Source organism: Flavobacterium aciduliphilum (genome assembly GCF_003268855.1).
Taxonomy (GTDB): Bacteria; Bacteroidota; Bacteroidia; order Flavobacteriales; family Flavobacteriaceae; genus Flavobacterium; species Flavobacterium aciduliphilum.
Map to the genome: position 1 here is coordinate 23,622 of NZ_QLSZ01000014.1, position 16,046 is coordinate 39,667.

Here is a 16,046-nt window from a genome sequence, read left to right on the forward strand (position 1 = left end):
TGAAATGTATAAAAAAATCAAAGTTTACTTTAAAAACAAAAACTTAGAGAAGAAACTCAAAAAAGACAATAAGTTTTTCGATTATCAGATTAACACTCATATTACTTCTGCTAAAACAGTTTTAATTATTGATGATAAACTTCCTGAATTCGATAAAGATTCAGGCTCTAGAAGATTAAATATTATTATTGATATTTTATTGCAAAATCAAGTTAGCGTATTTTTAATTGGCGATTTCAAAGAATACAAATATAAAACAGATTATGTTGCGTATTATAGAAACAAAGGTGTGGTGGTTTATGAACCATCATTAGATGAATCGGGAAAATTAATTACTAAAGAGCTCTTTATTGCTACCATCAGTGATGGTTTAGACTTCGTTTGGCTGCACCGACCACTGATCTTTAAAAAGTACTATACTGTCATAAAAAAGTACAATGCTAAAGTGAAGATTGCTTTTGATATGGTCGATTTTCATTATTTGAGAATGAAAAGAGAGTCAGAATTAAAAAACAACAGTAAGTTGCTAGTAGAGGCCAATAAATTTCTTGAAATTGAATTAAATAATGCTCGTTTGGCTGATGAAATTATTGTAATTTCAGAAACTGATAAAGCCAACTTTGCGGCATACTTTCCTGAGGTGTCCAAAATGAAAGTCATTAGTAATATCCACAATTTTATTAATGATAATCATAATTTTAAAAGTTTTGACGAGCGAAAAGGATTGCTTTTCGTTGGAAGTTTTGATCACTTGCCTAATGTGGATGCGGTGAGCTATTTAAAAGATGAAATTATGCCTTTGATATGGAATACAAATCCTGATATTCAATTGACTGTAGTGGGAAGTAATCCTCCACAACATATATTGAATTTGAATACGGACTATTTCCGAGTATTAGGTTATGTTGAGGATTTAACAGAATACTTTAACACGTCTCGACTATTTATTGCCCCTTTGCGATATGGAGCAGGAATTAAAGGGAAAATAGGGCAAAGTATGGAGTTCGGATTGCCTTTAGTTACCACAGATGTAGGTGCAGAAGGATTTGATTTTGGAACTCTTTATCATACTATGGTGACCAATCATAGCGAATCCTTTGCACAATTAGTGGTGAACATGTATACGGATAAAACTTTATGGAATTCGGTTAGTGAGAATTCTAAAAAAGTATTGGAACCATTCTCGCTTTCACAAACCACTCGTACCATTATGAGTATCTTGAATTAGTTTTTTAATTCAAATACTCGATCAACCCATGCTTTAATAGTGTATTTGTTGTATATTTCGTCCGACAAAGGCTCATAATTCGATTCGAAAAACTCCTTTGGAATTATTGGATTATTTTCATCCAATATGAATACGTTATTTGGAGAGTAAAAATCATAGTCCTTTATCGATTGATTGCTGGTGATGATTTTTTTCTGATAAGCCAGGGCTTCAAATATACGGAAACTCAACCCGTTTTGGTTTTTTCGAATCAAATCCAAAAAGATTTTCGATTCCTCCAATTCCTCCAATAAATCATTTAAAAAAATATTTTCAGTTGTAAATTCAATATTAGAATTGATGTTTTGTGGACGTTTTTTTCCAACAACAATAAATTTGAATGAGATGTTGTGGATGGAACAATAATCTGCTACCTTATTCATTAATCCCAAACGTTCGTCAATGGAAGAAATAATAAACAAATCATTGCGGTACACTTTGTTTGGGTTCAACTCTTTTTTGTTGAGATAAATATAGTTGCTAATAAGCTCAAAACCGAACTTTTTAGCGTCGTTTTGATCAAATGTGTATATTTTGTCAAACAAATCAACTAAATGGTTTATAGGGAACCTATTGGTACTGTCATAGATATAAGTGAGATATTTGTTGCAGCTTTGTTTGATTTTAAGATGTGCTTTTTTGCTAATTCGATCTGGTCTGATGGTCAAAATGATGTCTTGGTGACCATATTGATTCAAATGGTGCAAGATAAATTCTTCAGTTTTTTCTCTTTTTATATTTTTTCCTAAAAAAACTTTACTGAAAAAGTTACTCATTTTTTCTCCAAAAGAAGCATAACGATAGTAATATTTGGAAATGTCAATATGATGAGCCTCAATCCCTCTGGACTGTAATTCCTTTATAATATTTGCATCAAAATCAAAATAATCAAAACTAATCAGGGTGATTTTCATAGTAGTTATGATTTAATAACAGCATTTAATTCGGCTAACATTTGCTTTGCAATAACCTCTTTAGTAAAATTTGCTTTCAGATGTTCGTAGCCATTTGTTACCAATTCATTTCGTAAACTAGGATTGGAAAGAATTTTTATTACCGCTTCAGCAAAATCTGAGGCGTTTTCTTTTTCACATAATAATCCCGTTTTGTTTTCTATAATAACTTCAGGTATTCCACCTGCTCGTGTAGCTACAACTGGAACTTTACAAGCGTTGGCTTCTAATAATACTCCTCCAGTAGGTTCTAATTTGGAAGTAAATAGAAATAAGTCAAATTCAGGAAATAGTTCAGGTACATCTTTTCGGAATCCTAGAAATGCGAATCGCTCAGTTAAACCTTTTTGAGCAACATAGTCTTTAATTTCTTGTTCTAATTCTCCTTTTCCTATTAAAACGAATTTGCAATTTGGTAGTTTTGAAGCTAAGATTTCAGCGGTGTTTACAAAGGTTATATGGTCCTTGAAAGGAACAAAGGCTGCAATGTTTCCTATAATAATGGTATCAGCATCCCAACCTAATTCACGATGAAGTATGCCCGTTTTTTGAGTTTTTTGGAATTCAGATAAGTCGGTAGCACTTCCAACTATTGACAGACGTGTATGATCTTTTATCGCGGACAATAATATCGTTCGAACTGCTTCCGAAACGCAAACAATTTTCTTTAAAACTTTATAATTGTATTTCCATTTTCGGAAAAAGTTAGTGTCTACCTTTTTAATAAGGGTTCTAAAAAACACCATAGGAGTTTTCCAACCATAAATTAAAGAAGATAGTACACATAAGGTATGTGCGGTGCTGTTGTGAATTAATACAACGTCAATCTTTTCTTCTTTAATGATTTGGTTGATTTTTTTCATCCATTTCAAATCGTATTCAGATTTGAATTCTAAAGTTTGAAAATTATAGTTTCTTTCAGCTGCTATTTCTGATAATCGAGTGTTTGGTGTACACAAAAGTACTTGATGTTCTATTTGATCATTAAATTCATCATAATAATACACAATTTGTTGTTCATGACCTCTCCAAACATTGGAGGCTGTTATTTGTAATAATCTCATAATGAATTTTGGTTATTCTATTTTTCTATAAAGCATCCACAATTGTAAGTATCTCTTAAATACGGAAAAGGAATGCACATAAGCTAGAATAAATCCTTCTTTTCCATCTAAAATACCCAGTCGAAAGATGTATTGCCATAAAAAACGATACAACGGACGAAAGATTAAATGATACACATTGGGTTTTACTTTCTTTAAATATAAATTTTCTGCTTGTAATTTACTGTACAAATTGAGTTTGTCGTTGTAGTTATCAAAATTTTTGTAGCTAAAATGATTAACACCATTTTTTAATACACTTACATTTCCATTGGCTTTGACTTCTTCGTGAACCAAATTACCATTGTATTGACAATAATTTTTATTAAACAATCGAATGGCTTTATCATTTTGCCAACCGCCAAAATGAATGCGTTTTCCCATAAAATAAAAGTGCCTTTTTACAAAAAAAGCAACTTTTGATTTAGGATTATTTACCGTAGCTAAGATTTCTTTTTCCAAATCTTTCGTAATGACTTCATCTAAATCAAAAAAAAGAATCCAATCATTTTTAGCCTGACTTATGGCGAAATTTCGTTGATCGGAAAAATTGGTAAAAGCCCGTTCAATTACTTTTATATTCATTTCACGAGCTAAAGAAACGGTTCGGTCACTACTATACGAATCAATAAATAGAATTTCGTCTACAAAAGACAAACTTTCGATATATCGCTTTACATTTTCTTCTTCATTATAGGTAATAGCTAAGGCAGAAATTTTAGGTATCGCTGAATTTTCACTCATTTTAATATGAAATATGAGACAAATATAATATTTTTACCGCAATAGTCATTTCCTAATTTAGTATTGTGTCAAGATTGCCCATTTTAATGTATCATAATCTCTGTGCAAACGAGACAGAAAGTATTGATTTAACAGTATCAGCTTCAAAGTTTGAAGAACAATTGGCGTATTTGAAACATAAAAAATTCAACTCTTATTTTATTTCAGAATGGGATCGAATGGATCTAAAACACAAAAGAAATGTCATCATTACTTTTGATGATGTAACTGAAAATCAGTTGGAGTATGCGGTTCCTTTATTAAAAAAATACGGATTCAAAGCTACTTTTTTCATTCCTTTTGGGTATGTGGGTAAAACCGACTTATGGAATGCTGAAAATACTGTTCCTCAAAAGATTATGACTGTTGAACAATTAAAATTATTGGATGCTTCTGTTGTTGAGTTAGCGCATCATTCGTTTTTTCATAAAAAATATAGCACACAAACGGAATACGAAATTCAAAAAGATTTTGACTATAGTTTTGCTTACATCAAACAAAATGATTTAAGGGTTTATCCTGCTTTGGCTTATCCCTATGGAAATTACCCTAAAAAAGGAAAGGAGAAAGAAGAATTTTTCAAAATTTTAGAAAGAAACAATATTAAAATGGCCTTCAGAATTGGGAATAGAGTCAATAAAGTACCTTTAAAAAATAAATTTGAAGTCCAACGTATTGATATCAAAGGACAAGACAATCTTTTTCTTTTTAAGTTGAAGTTACGACTTGGAAAACTAAAATTATTTTAAATTTTTATCAAGTAAAATCATTTTTACGTAACGTGAAAATACACCATAAGCATCTATGGTTGCTACGGCTAGCCCAGGCACACCATCTAAAAAACCTTTACGAATGATGTAGGTGTGGAAAAAACGGTAAAAGGGTTTAAAAACAAGATGGAAATAACGTGCCGACTTATTTTTTTCTTTACTCATTTTGGCCTGAAACCAAGCATAAGAATCTTTCTTCTTAATGTAATGAAACAAACCTTTATACGTATAATGAATCATGAAATTTTTAAGGATTCCTGCCTCTCCTTTATGAATGAGTTTTTCATGGACATCCCCTTCAAAATAAACCGAATCGTTTTTGACCAATCGTACCACTTTATTTTCAGTGTGATATAGAAAACGATTCATGTAAAAATGTGGGAAACGGAGCTTGTAGGCATCATATTTTGGATTTTTAAGTGTTTCAAAAATCTCATGTTTTAATTTTTCGGTCACGCGTTCATCGGCATCAACAAATAAAATCCAATCTCCAGTAGCCTGTTTTATGGCTTCATTTTTCTGATTTGAAAAATTATCGAAGGCCCTCTGAATAATTTGACAATCGAATTTTTTTGCAAGAGTTAAAGTGTTATCAGCACTGAATGAGTCAATTATAATTATTTGATGCGCAAAAGATACGGCATGAAGACAATCTTCTATGTAGTTTTCTTCGTTATAGGTAGGAATTATGACCGTTATTGTTTGCATAGGAATACTTCTATTTTCCAAACGTATAAAAAAAAAATTATCTTTGCAACGTCATGCAAAAAGATATTTCAGTTATCATCAGTACTTATAATTCTCCAGAATGGTTGAGAAAAGTGCTTTATGGATATAACACTCAGACATACAGAAATTTTGAGGTAATTATTGCCGATGATGGTTCGGATGAGCGTACCCAAAAAATTATAGAAGAAATTCAAAAAGAAGTTTTTTTTCCTATATTACACGTTTGGCATGAAGACAACGGTTTTCAAAAGACAATAATATTGAATAAAGCACTTCTTGCTTCCACGACAGCCTATATTTTAATGACTGATGGCGACTGTATTCCAAGAGAAGACTTTATAGAAGAACATATTAAATACCGTGAAGAAGGCTATTTTTTATCGGGAGGGTATTACAAATTACCTATGAATATTTCTAAAAGTATTACGAAAGAAGATATTTTTTCAGGTCAATGTTTCGACTTGTCATGGTTAAAAAAACATGGTGTACATCATTCCTTTAAAAATAGCAAGCTCTACAATAATAGCTTTAAGAGTTGGTTACTCAATTATTTAACCCCAACGACTCCAAGTTGGAATGGACATAATTCTTCTGGTTGGAAATCAGATTTTTTAGCGGTAAATGGATTTGATGAACGCATGCAATATGGGGGAGAAGACCGTGAGTTTGGCGAACGTTTAATCAATTTAGGTATCAAAGCCAAACAAATTCGTTATTCTACAGTGTGCATTCACTTGGATCACGAACGTGGTTATGTTAAACCAGAAATGATTCAGAAAAACCTAATGATTCGTAAAGAAACTAAACAACAAAAAAAGACCTGGACTGAATTTGGAATTAAAAAAAAGCAATTAATCTAAATGTCTTTTTAGAAAAACGGTCAATTCAGGAAGTATCATTTCAGGTGTAAGTTTTAAATATAATTCCCTCGGATTTTTTTCGATTGATTTGTTTTGTTCATAAGACAATTCATCAATGGCATGAGGTAAAAAATCTAATAAATGCACCGATTTATGTATTATTCCGTCCTCGAAGCTACTCCAATCGTCTTTGTTAATATAAGGTGAAAAAATAGTAAATGTCGGTTTGTTCAAGGCTTTTGCAATGTGTACCGTTCCTCCTTCATTAGAAACTAACACAGCACATTGATTCATAAGTACCGCAAAATCTCGAATCGTAGGAGCATAAACATCTAAAATAATATTCGCTTTATTTTGACATAAAGTATAAATTTTGTCTGCTTCCGTTCTTTGGTTTGGAGCATAATTAAAGAGCAAATAGCAATTAAACTGCTCCGCAATAGCATCCACAATTTGAGCAACATATTCATATGGCATTGATTTTTGAGGCGTACTCCCTAGAATGCCTAACACGATAATTTTTTTGTCTTGATATTTTTCGGGTACTCGAAATTGTTCTTCTTCTGGAGTAAGAAAAATTTTAGGCTCAAAAGTAATCGTTTCAAAAGTGTCAACTTGCTGTAAAAGATGAATTCGATCTTCAATAGCTTTTCCACATGGTTTCGTTTTGTTCTCCAAAATAGCTACAGGATGGGTGTAATAACCTAAATTTCCTATTTTTTTACGACTTTTATGCCCTACAGTTTGCTTAGCGCCTCCAAATTTACAAATTAATCGACTTTGTAATTTTGAATAGGGATCAAATATAATGTCGTAATGTTCTTTTCTTACGGCAGCAATGGTACGAAGTAAATTTTTAAACTTTTTTAATTCCTTTTCATTGATAGAAATGAGTTTATCAATATTGGGATTATTTTTGATGACACCATGGGTAAAATCATAGGCCATTAAATGAATTTCACTATCAGGATATTTCATTTTATAATTGTTCGCAATCACCGAACTGATGAGTACATCGCCAATTCTCTTATTCTGGATAATCAATATTTTCTTCATACAATAATTTCTCGGTGCAAAATACTATTTTTGTATCGTTAACCCAAAAAAATATTATAGTGTTTGTAAAAATCCATTCAAAATATGCTGACCAAAGTGAGGCTGTAAAACGTTTAGTTGCAAATTTTTTGAATTCGGGAGAGTTAGTGGTGCAAGGAAGTCGTAACGCCATCAAGACTAATTTTTTGGGTGAGGAGAAAGTAAGTATTAAATTTTTTCAAAAGCCTAGTTTTTTAAAGGCAATTATGTATTCTTTTTTTAGAAGTACTAAAGCCAAACGGTCCTACGAATACGCCAATTATTTGATTGAAAATAATATTAATACTCCATTTCCTATTGCTTATGTTGAATTTAAAAATAGATGGGGGCTTTTGCAAGAGAGCTATTATATTTGCAAGCATATAGCGTACGATTTTACGATTAGAGAACTCATTCACGACCCGTTATTTCCTGATAGAACTTCTATTTTAGAACAATTTACAATATTTACATTCCAACTCCATGAAGCTCGAGTTCATTTTCTAGATCATTCACCTGGAAATACGTTAATAGTAAAAAAAGGTCATCAAAACTTTGATTTTTATTTGATTGACTTGAATCGGATGACATTTGAAAACTTATCTGTAGAAAAGAGAATGGATAATTTTAAAAAGATGTGGCTTTCCAAAGCAATGGTGAAAATTATTGCTAAAAAATATGCAGCATTACTTCCCTATGATGAGTCAAAACTTTTGGAATTACTCATGAAAAGTTCTCAAGATTTTAAAAGAAAAATTACGCGTAAAAAATACTTGAAGCGAAAAATAGGAAAGAAATAGGACATCAAATAAAAGAAAAATCCCAATTAAGGGATTTTTCGTTTTTATGAAAAATCGGATGTCTAGGTATTAAACAGCAACATCGTACTCTCTTAACGCATCGTTTAACGAAGTTTTTAAATCGGTGCTTGGTTTTCTTTTTCCTATGATGAGTGCACAAGGCACTTGATATGATCCTGCTTCAAAATGTTTGGTATAACTCCCAGGAATTACCACCGAACGTGTTGGCACATAGCCTTTATATTCTACAGGCTCACTTCCCGTAACATCAATAATTTTGGTGGAAGCAGTTAAGCACACATTAGCACCTAAAACGGCTTCTTTTTCGACACGAACGCCTTCTACAACAATACATCGCGAACCAATAAAAGCTCCGTCTTCAATAATTACAGGAGCTGCTTGTAACGGTTCCAAGACACCGCCAATACCCACACCACCACTCAAGTGAACGTCTTTGCCAATTTGGGCACAACTCCCCACGGTAGCCCAGGTATCTACCATGGTTCCTTCATCAACATAAGCACCAATATTAACATAACTTGGCATCATAATCACTCCTTTAGAAACATATGCGCCATAGCGTGCCACCGCAGGAGGAACCACACGAATTCCTTTTTCGGCATATCCCGTTTTGAGTAGCATTTTATCGTGATATTCAAAAATGCCTACTTCATGAGTTTCCATTTTCTGAATGGGAAAATACATCACCACCGCCTTTTTAACCCATTCGTTGACAATCCAACCTTTTTCGGAAGGCGTTGCCACTCGCAATGTTCCGTTATCTAAAGCATAAATAACTTCTTTAATAGCATGTATTGTTATTTCTTCTTTCAACAATTCTCTGTTATTCCAAGCGTTTTCAATTATTGATTGTAACTGTTCCATCTGTTTGTAATTTTTACAAAGATAATTCTTTTTGAATGATTTTTTCTTTTAGGAAAAGCAATTTAATGTTTACTACATTTGCAAAAAATTAAAATAAGCATGATAGCAAATCCGAAATCATCACAATACATTCTGATTCTATTTTTTTTCGTTACATGGTGCTGGTGTCAAAATAAAGAAACTAAAACGCCTTATAGTCCGCCACTATCAGCAGAGGTTATGGTAGGTACTGATCATGTTTTTTTTCAAACGATTGTTAACAAACCCATTTCAAATGATGGCAAATTGGGATATTCCTTTGTGACCGCACTCAATACAGAATATAAAGTTGGAGACGAGAGTAAGCAAGTGGATCTTATGGTTCCTATTGCTCTAAATTATAAGTTCTATAAAGGAATAGCACTTAATGCAGGTTTTGCAATGAATCCAGCTTTTGGGAATCGACCCTTTGTAGGGTTTAGATATGTCAAAGCAAATGATACTTGGGTTGTAGTGGTAGTTCCGAGTTTGTACGTTGCTGATCATAGTTATTATGAATCTTTAGCGTCATTAGAATATACTCCTAAAATTTCGAAAAACCTAAAATTATACTCCAGACTACAAGGTTTGTATAGTTTCGAAACTAGTACGGGAGCGCATGACAGAAGTTATGTCTATCTACGTTTCGGACTGAATGCTTCAAAATTTGCTTTTGGTCTAGGCTATAATTGGGATTCGTATGGTCCCTATAAAGTACTAAAATCTAATGTTGGACTTTTCTTAAAATCGACTCTTTTTTAATATGCCGAGAATTATTGCCTTAGATTACGGAAAAAAAAGAACAGGAATAGCAGTTACAGATGAGCTTCAAATAATAGCTTCCGGACTCACAACAGTAGCTTCTGATGGAATATTTGATTTTTTAAAAAAATATTTTGACACTGAAAAGGTATCGAAAGTTCTCATTGGCGAACCGAAACAAATGAATGGACAGCCTTCAGAAAGTAGTTTATTAATAGAATCCTTTGTTCAAAAGTTTAGAGAAACCTTTCCCTCTGTAGAGGTCTGTCGATGGGATGAACGATTCACTTCAAAACTGGCTTTTCAATCTATGATTGACAGCGGACTTAAGAAAAAACAAAGGCAAAATAAAGCTCTAGTAGACGAGATTGCGGCTACGATCATGCTTCAAGAATACTTAACAAGAAAGATGATTTAGTGGATAAATTAAATAATATTAAGTTAGTTGTATCCGATTTGGATAGCACATTATTGGATTCTCATCATAATTTGCCTGATGATTTCTGGGACGTTGAAGCGCAATTGCATCAAAGAAATATTTTGTTTGCAATAGCTTCTGGAAGACAATTTTATACTATTAAATCTTTATTCTCAAAGGGCTCAGACCGATTATTGTTTTTAGCAGAAAATGGGACGTATGGAAGTTATCAAGGCGTCGAACTTTTTACAATTCCTTTGACTCGTAATGAAGTTGTTGAGTTTATAAAAGTGGGACGAACTCTTTCTAAAGCCTATCTCGTCCTTTGTGGCACAAAAAGTGCTTATGTAGAAAATACCGAGGCAACTTTTCTTGAAGAAGTAAAAAAATATTACACCCAATTAGAAATTGTATCCGATTTGACCCAAGTTTCTGATGTAATTTTGAAAGTTACATTATGTGATTTTGATGCTGTTACTACAAATAGTTTTAAAAAGTTTCAGAGTTATCAAAACGATTATAAAATAGTGATCTCTGGGGCAATTTGGTTAGATATTACCAACAAGAAGGCTCACAAAGGCAAGGCGATTGAATTTATTCAAAAGAAATTCAACATCACTAGTGCTGAAACGATGGCGTTTGGCGATTATTTGAATGATTATGAAATGATGGAACAAGCGTATTATAGTTTTGCCATGAAAAATGCTCATAAAGAAATTGTTGCAATTTCAAATTTTCAAACCAAAGACGATTGTGAGCATCAAGGTGTAACCAAAACGATTAAGGAATTGTTGCTTTAAACTTTTCTTAAGTAAGAATAAGCCATGATAATAAATCGAAAAAATCACTATTTTTGCAAAAGAACCTAATTTAATACCCAAGATGATTTTACCTATTGTTGGTTACGGCGACCCTGTGTTGCGAAAAGTGGGAGCTGAAATAACTCCTGATTATCCCAATTTGAAAGAAATTATTGCCAACATGTATGATACCATGTACAATGCTTATGGAGTAGGATTGGCAGCCCCGCAAATTGGACTTCCTATTCGTTTATTTGTTATCGATACCGAACCTTTTAGCGATAGTGAAAATTTATCTGAAGAAGAACAAACATTATTAAAAGGCTTTAAAAAAACATTTATTAATGCCAAAATGATCATCGAAGAAGGCGAAGAATGGGGGTTTAATGAAGGGTGCTTGAGTATCCCAGATGTTCGTGAAGATGTTTACAGAAACGAAAAAATTATACTTGAATATTTTGATGAGGAATTTAATAAAATAACATCGTCATACGACGGATTAATTGCACGCGTAATTCAACATGAATACGATCATATTGAAGGAATTTTGTTTACAGATAAAATTTCGACATTAAAACGTACCTTGATAAAAAAGAAGTTACAAAACATTATGGATGGTAAAGCAAGACCCGATTATAAAATGAGATTTTGTAACAAAAAAAGTAGATAAGGTGTACTAAAATACAAAAAAATCCAAAATCATAAAATAGATAATTGTTGGTAATATTGGCAAAAACGGTTTGATTATTGGAATTTTATTTAGTTATATTTGCCCCCGAAAAAAAATGTAAACATGAATATAGAAAAAATTTTATCAATTTCAGGAAAACCAGGTTTATTTGAATTAAAAATCCAAACACGTTCAGGTTTTGTAGCGGAATCATTGTTGGATGGAAAGAAAATTACGGTAGGAATGAGAAGTAACGTGAGTTTACTATCTGAAATCTCAATATATACATACAGCGAAGAAAAACCATTGGCCGATGTTTTTAGAGCCATTGCCCTAAAAGAAAATGAAGGTCCTGCTATTTCTCATAAAGAAGATAACCTAGCCTTGTTGTCATATTTTAAAGAAGTTTTACCCGATTATGATGAGGATCGAGTTTATGTTTCGGATATTAAAAAAATTATCAATTGGTACAATTTGTTACAATCTAAAGGGTTGATTTCAAAAGAAGAACCAAAAATCGAAAATGCCGAAGCTATAAAAGAACAAGTAGTGGAAGAGGTAAAAGAAAAGAAAACCACTAAAAAAACGACTAAAAAATAATAGTTGGTATTTTTATAATAAAATGGAATCCTGTTATTTAATTATGTAGCAGGATTTTTTATTTTTACAAAAATCTAAATTTATGAATTCAAGAGAACAACAATTGAATGCTTTTAACAGACTGCTAGATATCATGGACGATTTACGTGCTAAATGCCCTTGGGATCAAAAGCAAACCTTTGAAACGTTAAGACATCTTACAATTGAAGAAACGTATGAATTGGGTGATGCCATTTTGAATAATGATGTAAACGAAATCAAGAAAGAATTGGGCGATTTATTACTTCATATTGTGTTTTATTCAAAGATTGGAAGCGAAACAAATGATTTTGACATAGCAGATGTTGCTCATGAAATATGTGAAAAATTAATTTTTAGACACCCTCATATTTATGGCGATGTGACAGTAGAAGATGAAGAAGAGGTAAAGCAAAATTGGGAAAAGCTAAAATTAAAAGAAGGAAAAAAATCTGTTTTGGAAGGTGTTCCTAAAAGTTTACCCGCTTTGGTTAAAGCAACTCGAATTCAGGATAAAGTAAAAGGAGTAGGTTTTGATTGGGAAGAGCCCCATCAAGTTTGGGATAAGGTTCAAGAAGAATTAGAAGAATTACAACAAGAAGTGGAAAAAAATGAGATCGATAAAATAGAATCTGAATTTGGAGACGTGTTGTTTTCATTGATTAATTATGCTCGTTTTTTAAAGATTAATCCTGAAGACGCTTTGGAACGTACTAATAAAAAATTCATCAAAAGATTTCAATATTTAGAGAAAAAGGCGAGTGAGATTGGAAAGGCGTTATCTGAAATGACTTTGGCTGAGATGGACGTTTTTTGGAATGAAGCAAAAAAACTTTGATAAGCATCTTTTTAGTCATATCGTAGCAGTTATTGACAAGTGGGGTATTAGATGATTTTATTAAGAAATCAAATTTTAATTCTATGATAGAAGGTGTCTCAACTCTTTCACAAATTACTGCTTCCGTGGCGCTAGAAAAAGCTTGGAATTGGAAAGAAGGATATATTCAAAATCTTGATAAGAATAGAAAATTGGCTACTGAAATTATTAATAATTCTTCATTATTACAAACGAGCTGTCCAGAAGCAACTTTTGTAATTTTTCCAAAAATAATCTGTGACATATCCAGTGAGGAATTTGTAAAAAAAGCTTTGGAAAAAGGAAAAGTAGCTATAGTTCCAGGAAGTGAAAGTTGGATTGGTCCAGGAGCACAAGGTCATGTAAGAATTTGTTTTTCTACGGCTACGTCGATATTAGAAGAAGGATTACATCGAATTTTGCATTCGTTTTAATTCTTTGGACGTTCTACAAATTCGAGAGCCTCTAGACTGACTTTTGATGTGAAAATCCCATAATTAACAGTTGCCTTGTTTCGTTCAATAGCGTCAATCGTTCCTACAGATTTTCCATCAATCATTCTGACACGATCGCCAACAATAGGAATCACTTTTGGTTTGTTCTCTTCCGCTATTTTTGCTTTTTGTTTCTTTTCTTTTTTTACTTTACGAATTTCTTCTACTTTAGTATTCACTTCTTTTACAATAGCTTCTACAATCTTTTCTTTTTCCTTTTTTTCTTTAACAGAAACTTTTTTCTTTTTTGAATTTTCAATTTCAATAATTTTTAAAAACTCACCAATAATAACTTTTTTATCTTTTTTAGTAAAGTAATGTTCCGAAAGATCGTCTAGTTTTTGCCCTAGATAAATGAGACGTTGATTGGAATCATATAATTCTTGGTATTTTTCTAATTTATCTTGAATGCGAGCATTAATGTGTTCCATTCGCTTGCTTTCTTCTCGTGCTTTATTTTCTTCCTCTTTTAGAATTAAAGATGTTTTTTCAAGTTTAGAACGTTCTTTTTGAAGCGTGGCTATGGTTTTATCAAAACGTACTTTTCCTTTTTCAATTTTCTTTTTCGCACGATTTATTAAACCATAAGGAATGCCGTTTTTTTGAGCTACTTCAAATGTAAACGAGCTTCCAGCTTGACCTAAAACAAGTTTGTACATGGGCTCTAACGATTTTTCATCAAAAAGCATGTTGGCATTTGACGCAAAAGGAAGTTCATTAGCAAGAATTTTTAAATTGGAATAATGCGTGGTAATGATACCGAAAGCTTCTCGATGATAAAATTCTTCAAGAAAAGTTTCGGCCAACGCTCCTCCTAGTTCGGGGTCAGAACCTGTTCCAAACTCATCTATTAAAAACAAGGTTTTGGCATTACATCGTTTCAAAAAGTAGTTCATGTTTTTGAGTCGATAACTGTAGGTACTTAAATGATTTTCAATAGATTGATTGTCTCCAATGTCAGTAAGAATTCGATCGAATAAAAAAGTTTCACTGCGCTCATGAACGGGGATTAAAAAACCACATTGAAGCATGAGTTGGAGTAGTCCTACCGTTTTCAATGAAATCGTTTTTCCTCCAGCATTTGGTCCAGAAATTACAATAATTCTATTTTCATTTTTTAATTCTATAGTTTGAGGAAATGTAGGCTCGTTTTTACTTTTATTGGTTAAAAATAAAATAGGATGGTAAGCATCTCTAAAAAAAAGTCTTTTGGTATCGGTAATCTTAGGGAGAATAGCATTAATCTTATAAGCGTACTTTGCTTTTCCAGCAATTACATCGATGTCACTCAAAAAGTTTTGATATTCCATCAAGAGTTCATAAAACGGACGAATATCATGAGTCAGTCTTCTTAATATTTTCGTAATTTCTTCTCGTTCTTCATACTCCAAATTGGATAATTCTCTTGAGTATTTCAAGGTAGTTTCGGGTTCAATATAAGCGATACTTCCCGTTTTAGAACTCCCCATTATAGAACCTTTCACTTTCTTTCTATACATAGCCAACACCGCAAGCACTCGTCTATTGTCTACAATGCTTTCCTTAATATCATCGAGATACCCAAGACTGTTGTATTGGCTTAAAGCCATACCAAAACTCTGATTTATTTTTCCGCGTACAACTGTAATGCTACGACGTAAATCGAGAAGTTCTGGAGAGGCATTGTCTTTAATGATGCCGTATTTATCGACCACTTCATCTATTTTCTGAATGATGCTTTTGGTGTAAACAACTTGATTCGCTCTAGTTTGTAATTTAGGGTAATACTCTTGAAATTTTTTTAAAAAAAGGATGAGTTGATTAGCTGTTTCAGAAAGTGTGGCAATTTTCCGAAAAGTAATAGTTTCCAAGAAGCTGTCTTCAATAGATAACATTTTCAAGTCATTAGTAAGCGTCTCAAAACCATGATTGGGAAGCGCATTATTATTCGAAAAACTTGAAAGATATTCAGAGGTTTGGAGCAAGACGTCCATCAATTCTTCTTTATCCTTTATGGGTGAAATACCTAGGGATTTTTCTTTTCCAATTTCGGTAACACATAATCCGGAAAGTGTATGTAAAACCGTATTAAATTCTAAATCTTGTAGGGTTTTGTCGTTTATCGAAATCATAATAAAAATTAGAATTTTCAAAGTTACAAAGGATGAAACTCAAAAAGCAATAGATTTTTATATTTTTGATAAAAA

At 32.4% G+C, this 16,046-nt stretch carries 18 protein-coding genes; 11 read left to right on the forward strand and 7 right to left on the reverse strand.

Going from position 1 to position 16,046, the window contains the following annotated elements; all coding sequences use genetic code 11:
• Positions 1 to 4: 4 nt before the first annotated feature.
• Complete coding sequence (locus tag CLV55_RS12145) at positions 5 to 1,228, forward strand: glycosyltransferase (RefSeq protein WP_112114072.1); 1,224 nt, start codon at positions 5 to 7, stop codon at positions 1,226 to 1,228.
• Here CLV55_RS12145 and CLV55_RS12150 read toward each other — a convergent pair.
• From CLV55_RS12150 to CLV55_RS12160, 3 genes are read right to left on the reverse strand one after another with little or no spacing between them, the layout of a single operon-like run.
• On the reverse strand, positions 1,225 to 2,181 hold the full coding sequence (locus CLV55_RS12150) for a hypothetical protein (protein WP_112114073.1): 957 nt from the start codon (positions 2,179 to 2,181) through the stop codon (positions 1,225 to 1,227). The two genes, CLV55_RS12145 and CLV55_RS12150, sit on opposite strands and share 4 nt — an antisense overlap.
• A gap of 5 nt (positions 2,182 to 2,186) precedes the next feature.
• A complete protein-coding gene (locus CLV55_RS12155) occupies positions 2,187 to 3,284 on the reverse strand; it encodes a glycosyltransferase family 4 protein (protein ID WP_112114074.1) in 1,098 nt (365 codons plus the stop codon).
• 12 nt (positions 3,285 to 3,296) lie between these two features.
• On the reverse strand, positions 3,297 to 4,067 hold the full coding sequence (locus CLV55_RS12160) for a glycosyltransferase family 2 protein (protein ID WP_112114075.1): 771 nt from the start codon (positions 4,065 to 4,067) through the stop codon (positions 3,297 to 3,299).
• Positions 4,068 to 4,153: 86 nt separating this feature from the next.
• Between CLV55_RS12160 and CLV55_RS12165 the strand changes: the two genes are divergently transcribed.
• Positions 4,154 to 4,855, forward strand: a complete 702-nt coding sequence (locus CLV55_RS12165) for a polysaccharide deacetylase family protein (protein WP_112114076.1) — start codon at positions 4,154 to 4,156, stop codon at positions 4,853 to 4,855.
• Here the strand turns inward: CLV55_RS12165 and CLV55_RS12170 are convergent.
• Positions 4,847 to 5,584: a glycosyltransferase family 2 protein gene (locus CLV55_RS12170; RefSeq protein ID WP_112114101.1), complete on the reverse strand. Its 738-nt coding sequence runs from the start codon at positions 5,582 to 5,584 to the stop codon at positions 4,847 to 4,849. The two genes, CLV55_RS12165 and CLV55_RS12170, sit on opposite strands and share 9 nt — an antisense overlap.
• Positions 5,585 to 5,637: 53 nt before the next feature.
• On the opposite strand from CLV55_RS12170, the gene CLV55_RS12175 reads away from it, so the two are divergent.
• Positions 5,638 to 6,465, forward strand: coding sequence for a glycosyltransferase family 2 protein (locus CLV55_RS12175; protein WP_112114077.1), 828 nt, complete (start codon positions 5,638 to 5,640; stop codon positions 6,463 to 6,465).
• On the opposite strand, the gene CLV55_RS12180 is transcribed toward CLV55_RS12175, so the two are convergent.
• Positions 6,457 to 7,521, reverse strand: coding sequence for a glycosyltransferase family 9 protein (locus CLV55_RS12180; RefSeq protein WP_112114078.1), 1,065 nt, complete (start codon positions 7,519 to 7,521; stop codon positions 6,457 to 6,459). The two genes, CLV55_RS12175 and CLV55_RS12180, sit on opposite strands and share 9 nt — an antisense overlap.
• Before the next feature lie 59 nt (positions 7,522 to 7,580).
• Between CLV55_RS12180 and CLV55_RS12185 the strand changes: the two genes are divergently transcribed.
• Entirely contained in the window at positions 7,581 to 8,339 is a 759-nt protein-coding gene (locus tag CLV55_RS12185; protein WP_112114102.1) for a lipopolysaccharide kinase, read from the forward strand.
• A 69-nt stretch (positions 8,340 to 8,408) separates the two neighbouring features.
• On the opposite strand, the gene CLV55_RS12190 is transcribed toward CLV55_RS12185, so the two are convergent.
• The gene (locus CLV55_RS12190; RefSeq protein WP_112114079.1) at positions 8,409 to 9,224 is read right to left on the reverse strand and encodes a 2,3,4,5-tetrahydropyridine-2,6-dicarboxylate N-succinyltransferase; all 816 of its coding nucleotides are present in this window, start codon (positions 9,222 to 9,224) and stop codon (positions 8,409 to 8,411) included.
• A gap of 99 nt (positions 9,225 to 9,323) precedes the next feature.
• Between CLV55_RS12190 and CLV55_RS12195 the strand changes: the two genes are divergently transcribed.
• The 7 genes from CLV55_RS12195 to CLV55_RS12225 all read left to right on the forward strand — a co-directional run bounded on the left by CLV55_RS12195 (position 9,324) and on the right by CLV55_RS12225 (position 13,800).
• Positions 9,324 to 10,004 (forward strand): DUF481 domain-containing protein, encoded by a 681-nt coding sequence (locus CLV55_RS12195; RefSeq protein ID WP_112114080.1) that lies wholly within the window; start codon positions 9,324 to 9,326, stop codon positions 10,002 to 10,004.
• A gap of 1 nt (position 10,005) precedes the next feature.
• Positions 10,006 to 10,422, forward strand: coding sequence for a Holliday junction resolvase RuvX (ruvX, locus tag CLV55_RS12200; protein ID WP_112114081.1), 417 nt, complete (start codon positions 10,006 to 10,008; stop codon positions 10,420 to 10,422).
• Positions 10,422 to 11,222, forward strand: coding sequence for a Cof-type HAD-IIB family hydrolase (locus CLV55_RS12205; protein ID WP_245902727.1), 801 nt, complete (start codon positions 10,422 to 10,424; stop codon positions 11,220 to 11,222). Before ruvX ends, CLV55_RS12205 begins: the two co-directional genes overlap by 1 nt.
• Before the next feature lie 82 nt (positions 11,223 to 11,304).
• A complete protein-coding gene (gene def, locus CLV55_RS12210) occupies positions 11,305 to 11,892 on the forward strand; it encodes a peptide deformylase (RefSeq protein ID WP_112114082.1) in 588 nt (195 codons plus the stop codon).
• Between the two features lie 123 nt (positions 11,893 to 12,015).
• On the forward strand, positions 12,016 to 12,492 hold the full coding sequence (locus tag CLV55_RS12215; protein WP_112114083.1) for a DUF5606 family protein: 477 nt from the start codon (positions 12,016 to 12,018) through the stop codon (positions 12,490 to 12,492).
• A gap of 82 nt (positions 12,493 to 12,574) precedes the next feature.
• The gene (gene mazG / locus CLV55_RS12220) at positions 12,575 to 13,348 is read left to right on the forward strand and encodes a nucleoside triphosphate pyrophosphohydrolase (RefSeq protein WP_112114084.1); all 774 of its coding nucleotides are present in this window, start codon (positions 12,575 to 12,577) and stop codon (positions 13,346 to 13,348) included.
• An 83-nt stretch (positions 13,349 to 13,431) separates the two neighbouring features.
• Positions 13,432 to 13,800, forward strand: a complete 369-nt coding sequence (locus CLV55_RS12225) for an aminotransferase class I/II-fold pyridoxal phosphate-dependent enzyme (RefSeq protein ID WP_146739569.1) — start codon at positions 13,432 to 13,434, stop codon at positions 13,798 to 13,800.
• Here the strand turns inward: CLV55_RS12225 and CLV55_RS12230 are convergent.
• Entirely contained in the window at positions 13,797 to 15,971 is a 2,175-nt protein-coding gene (locus CLV55_RS12230) for an endonuclease MutS2 (RefSeq protein ID WP_112114086.1), read from the reverse strand. The genes CLV55_RS12225 and CLV55_RS12230 overlap by 4 nt on opposite strands.
• Between the last annotated feature and the right edge of the window lie 75 nt (positions 15,972 to 16,046).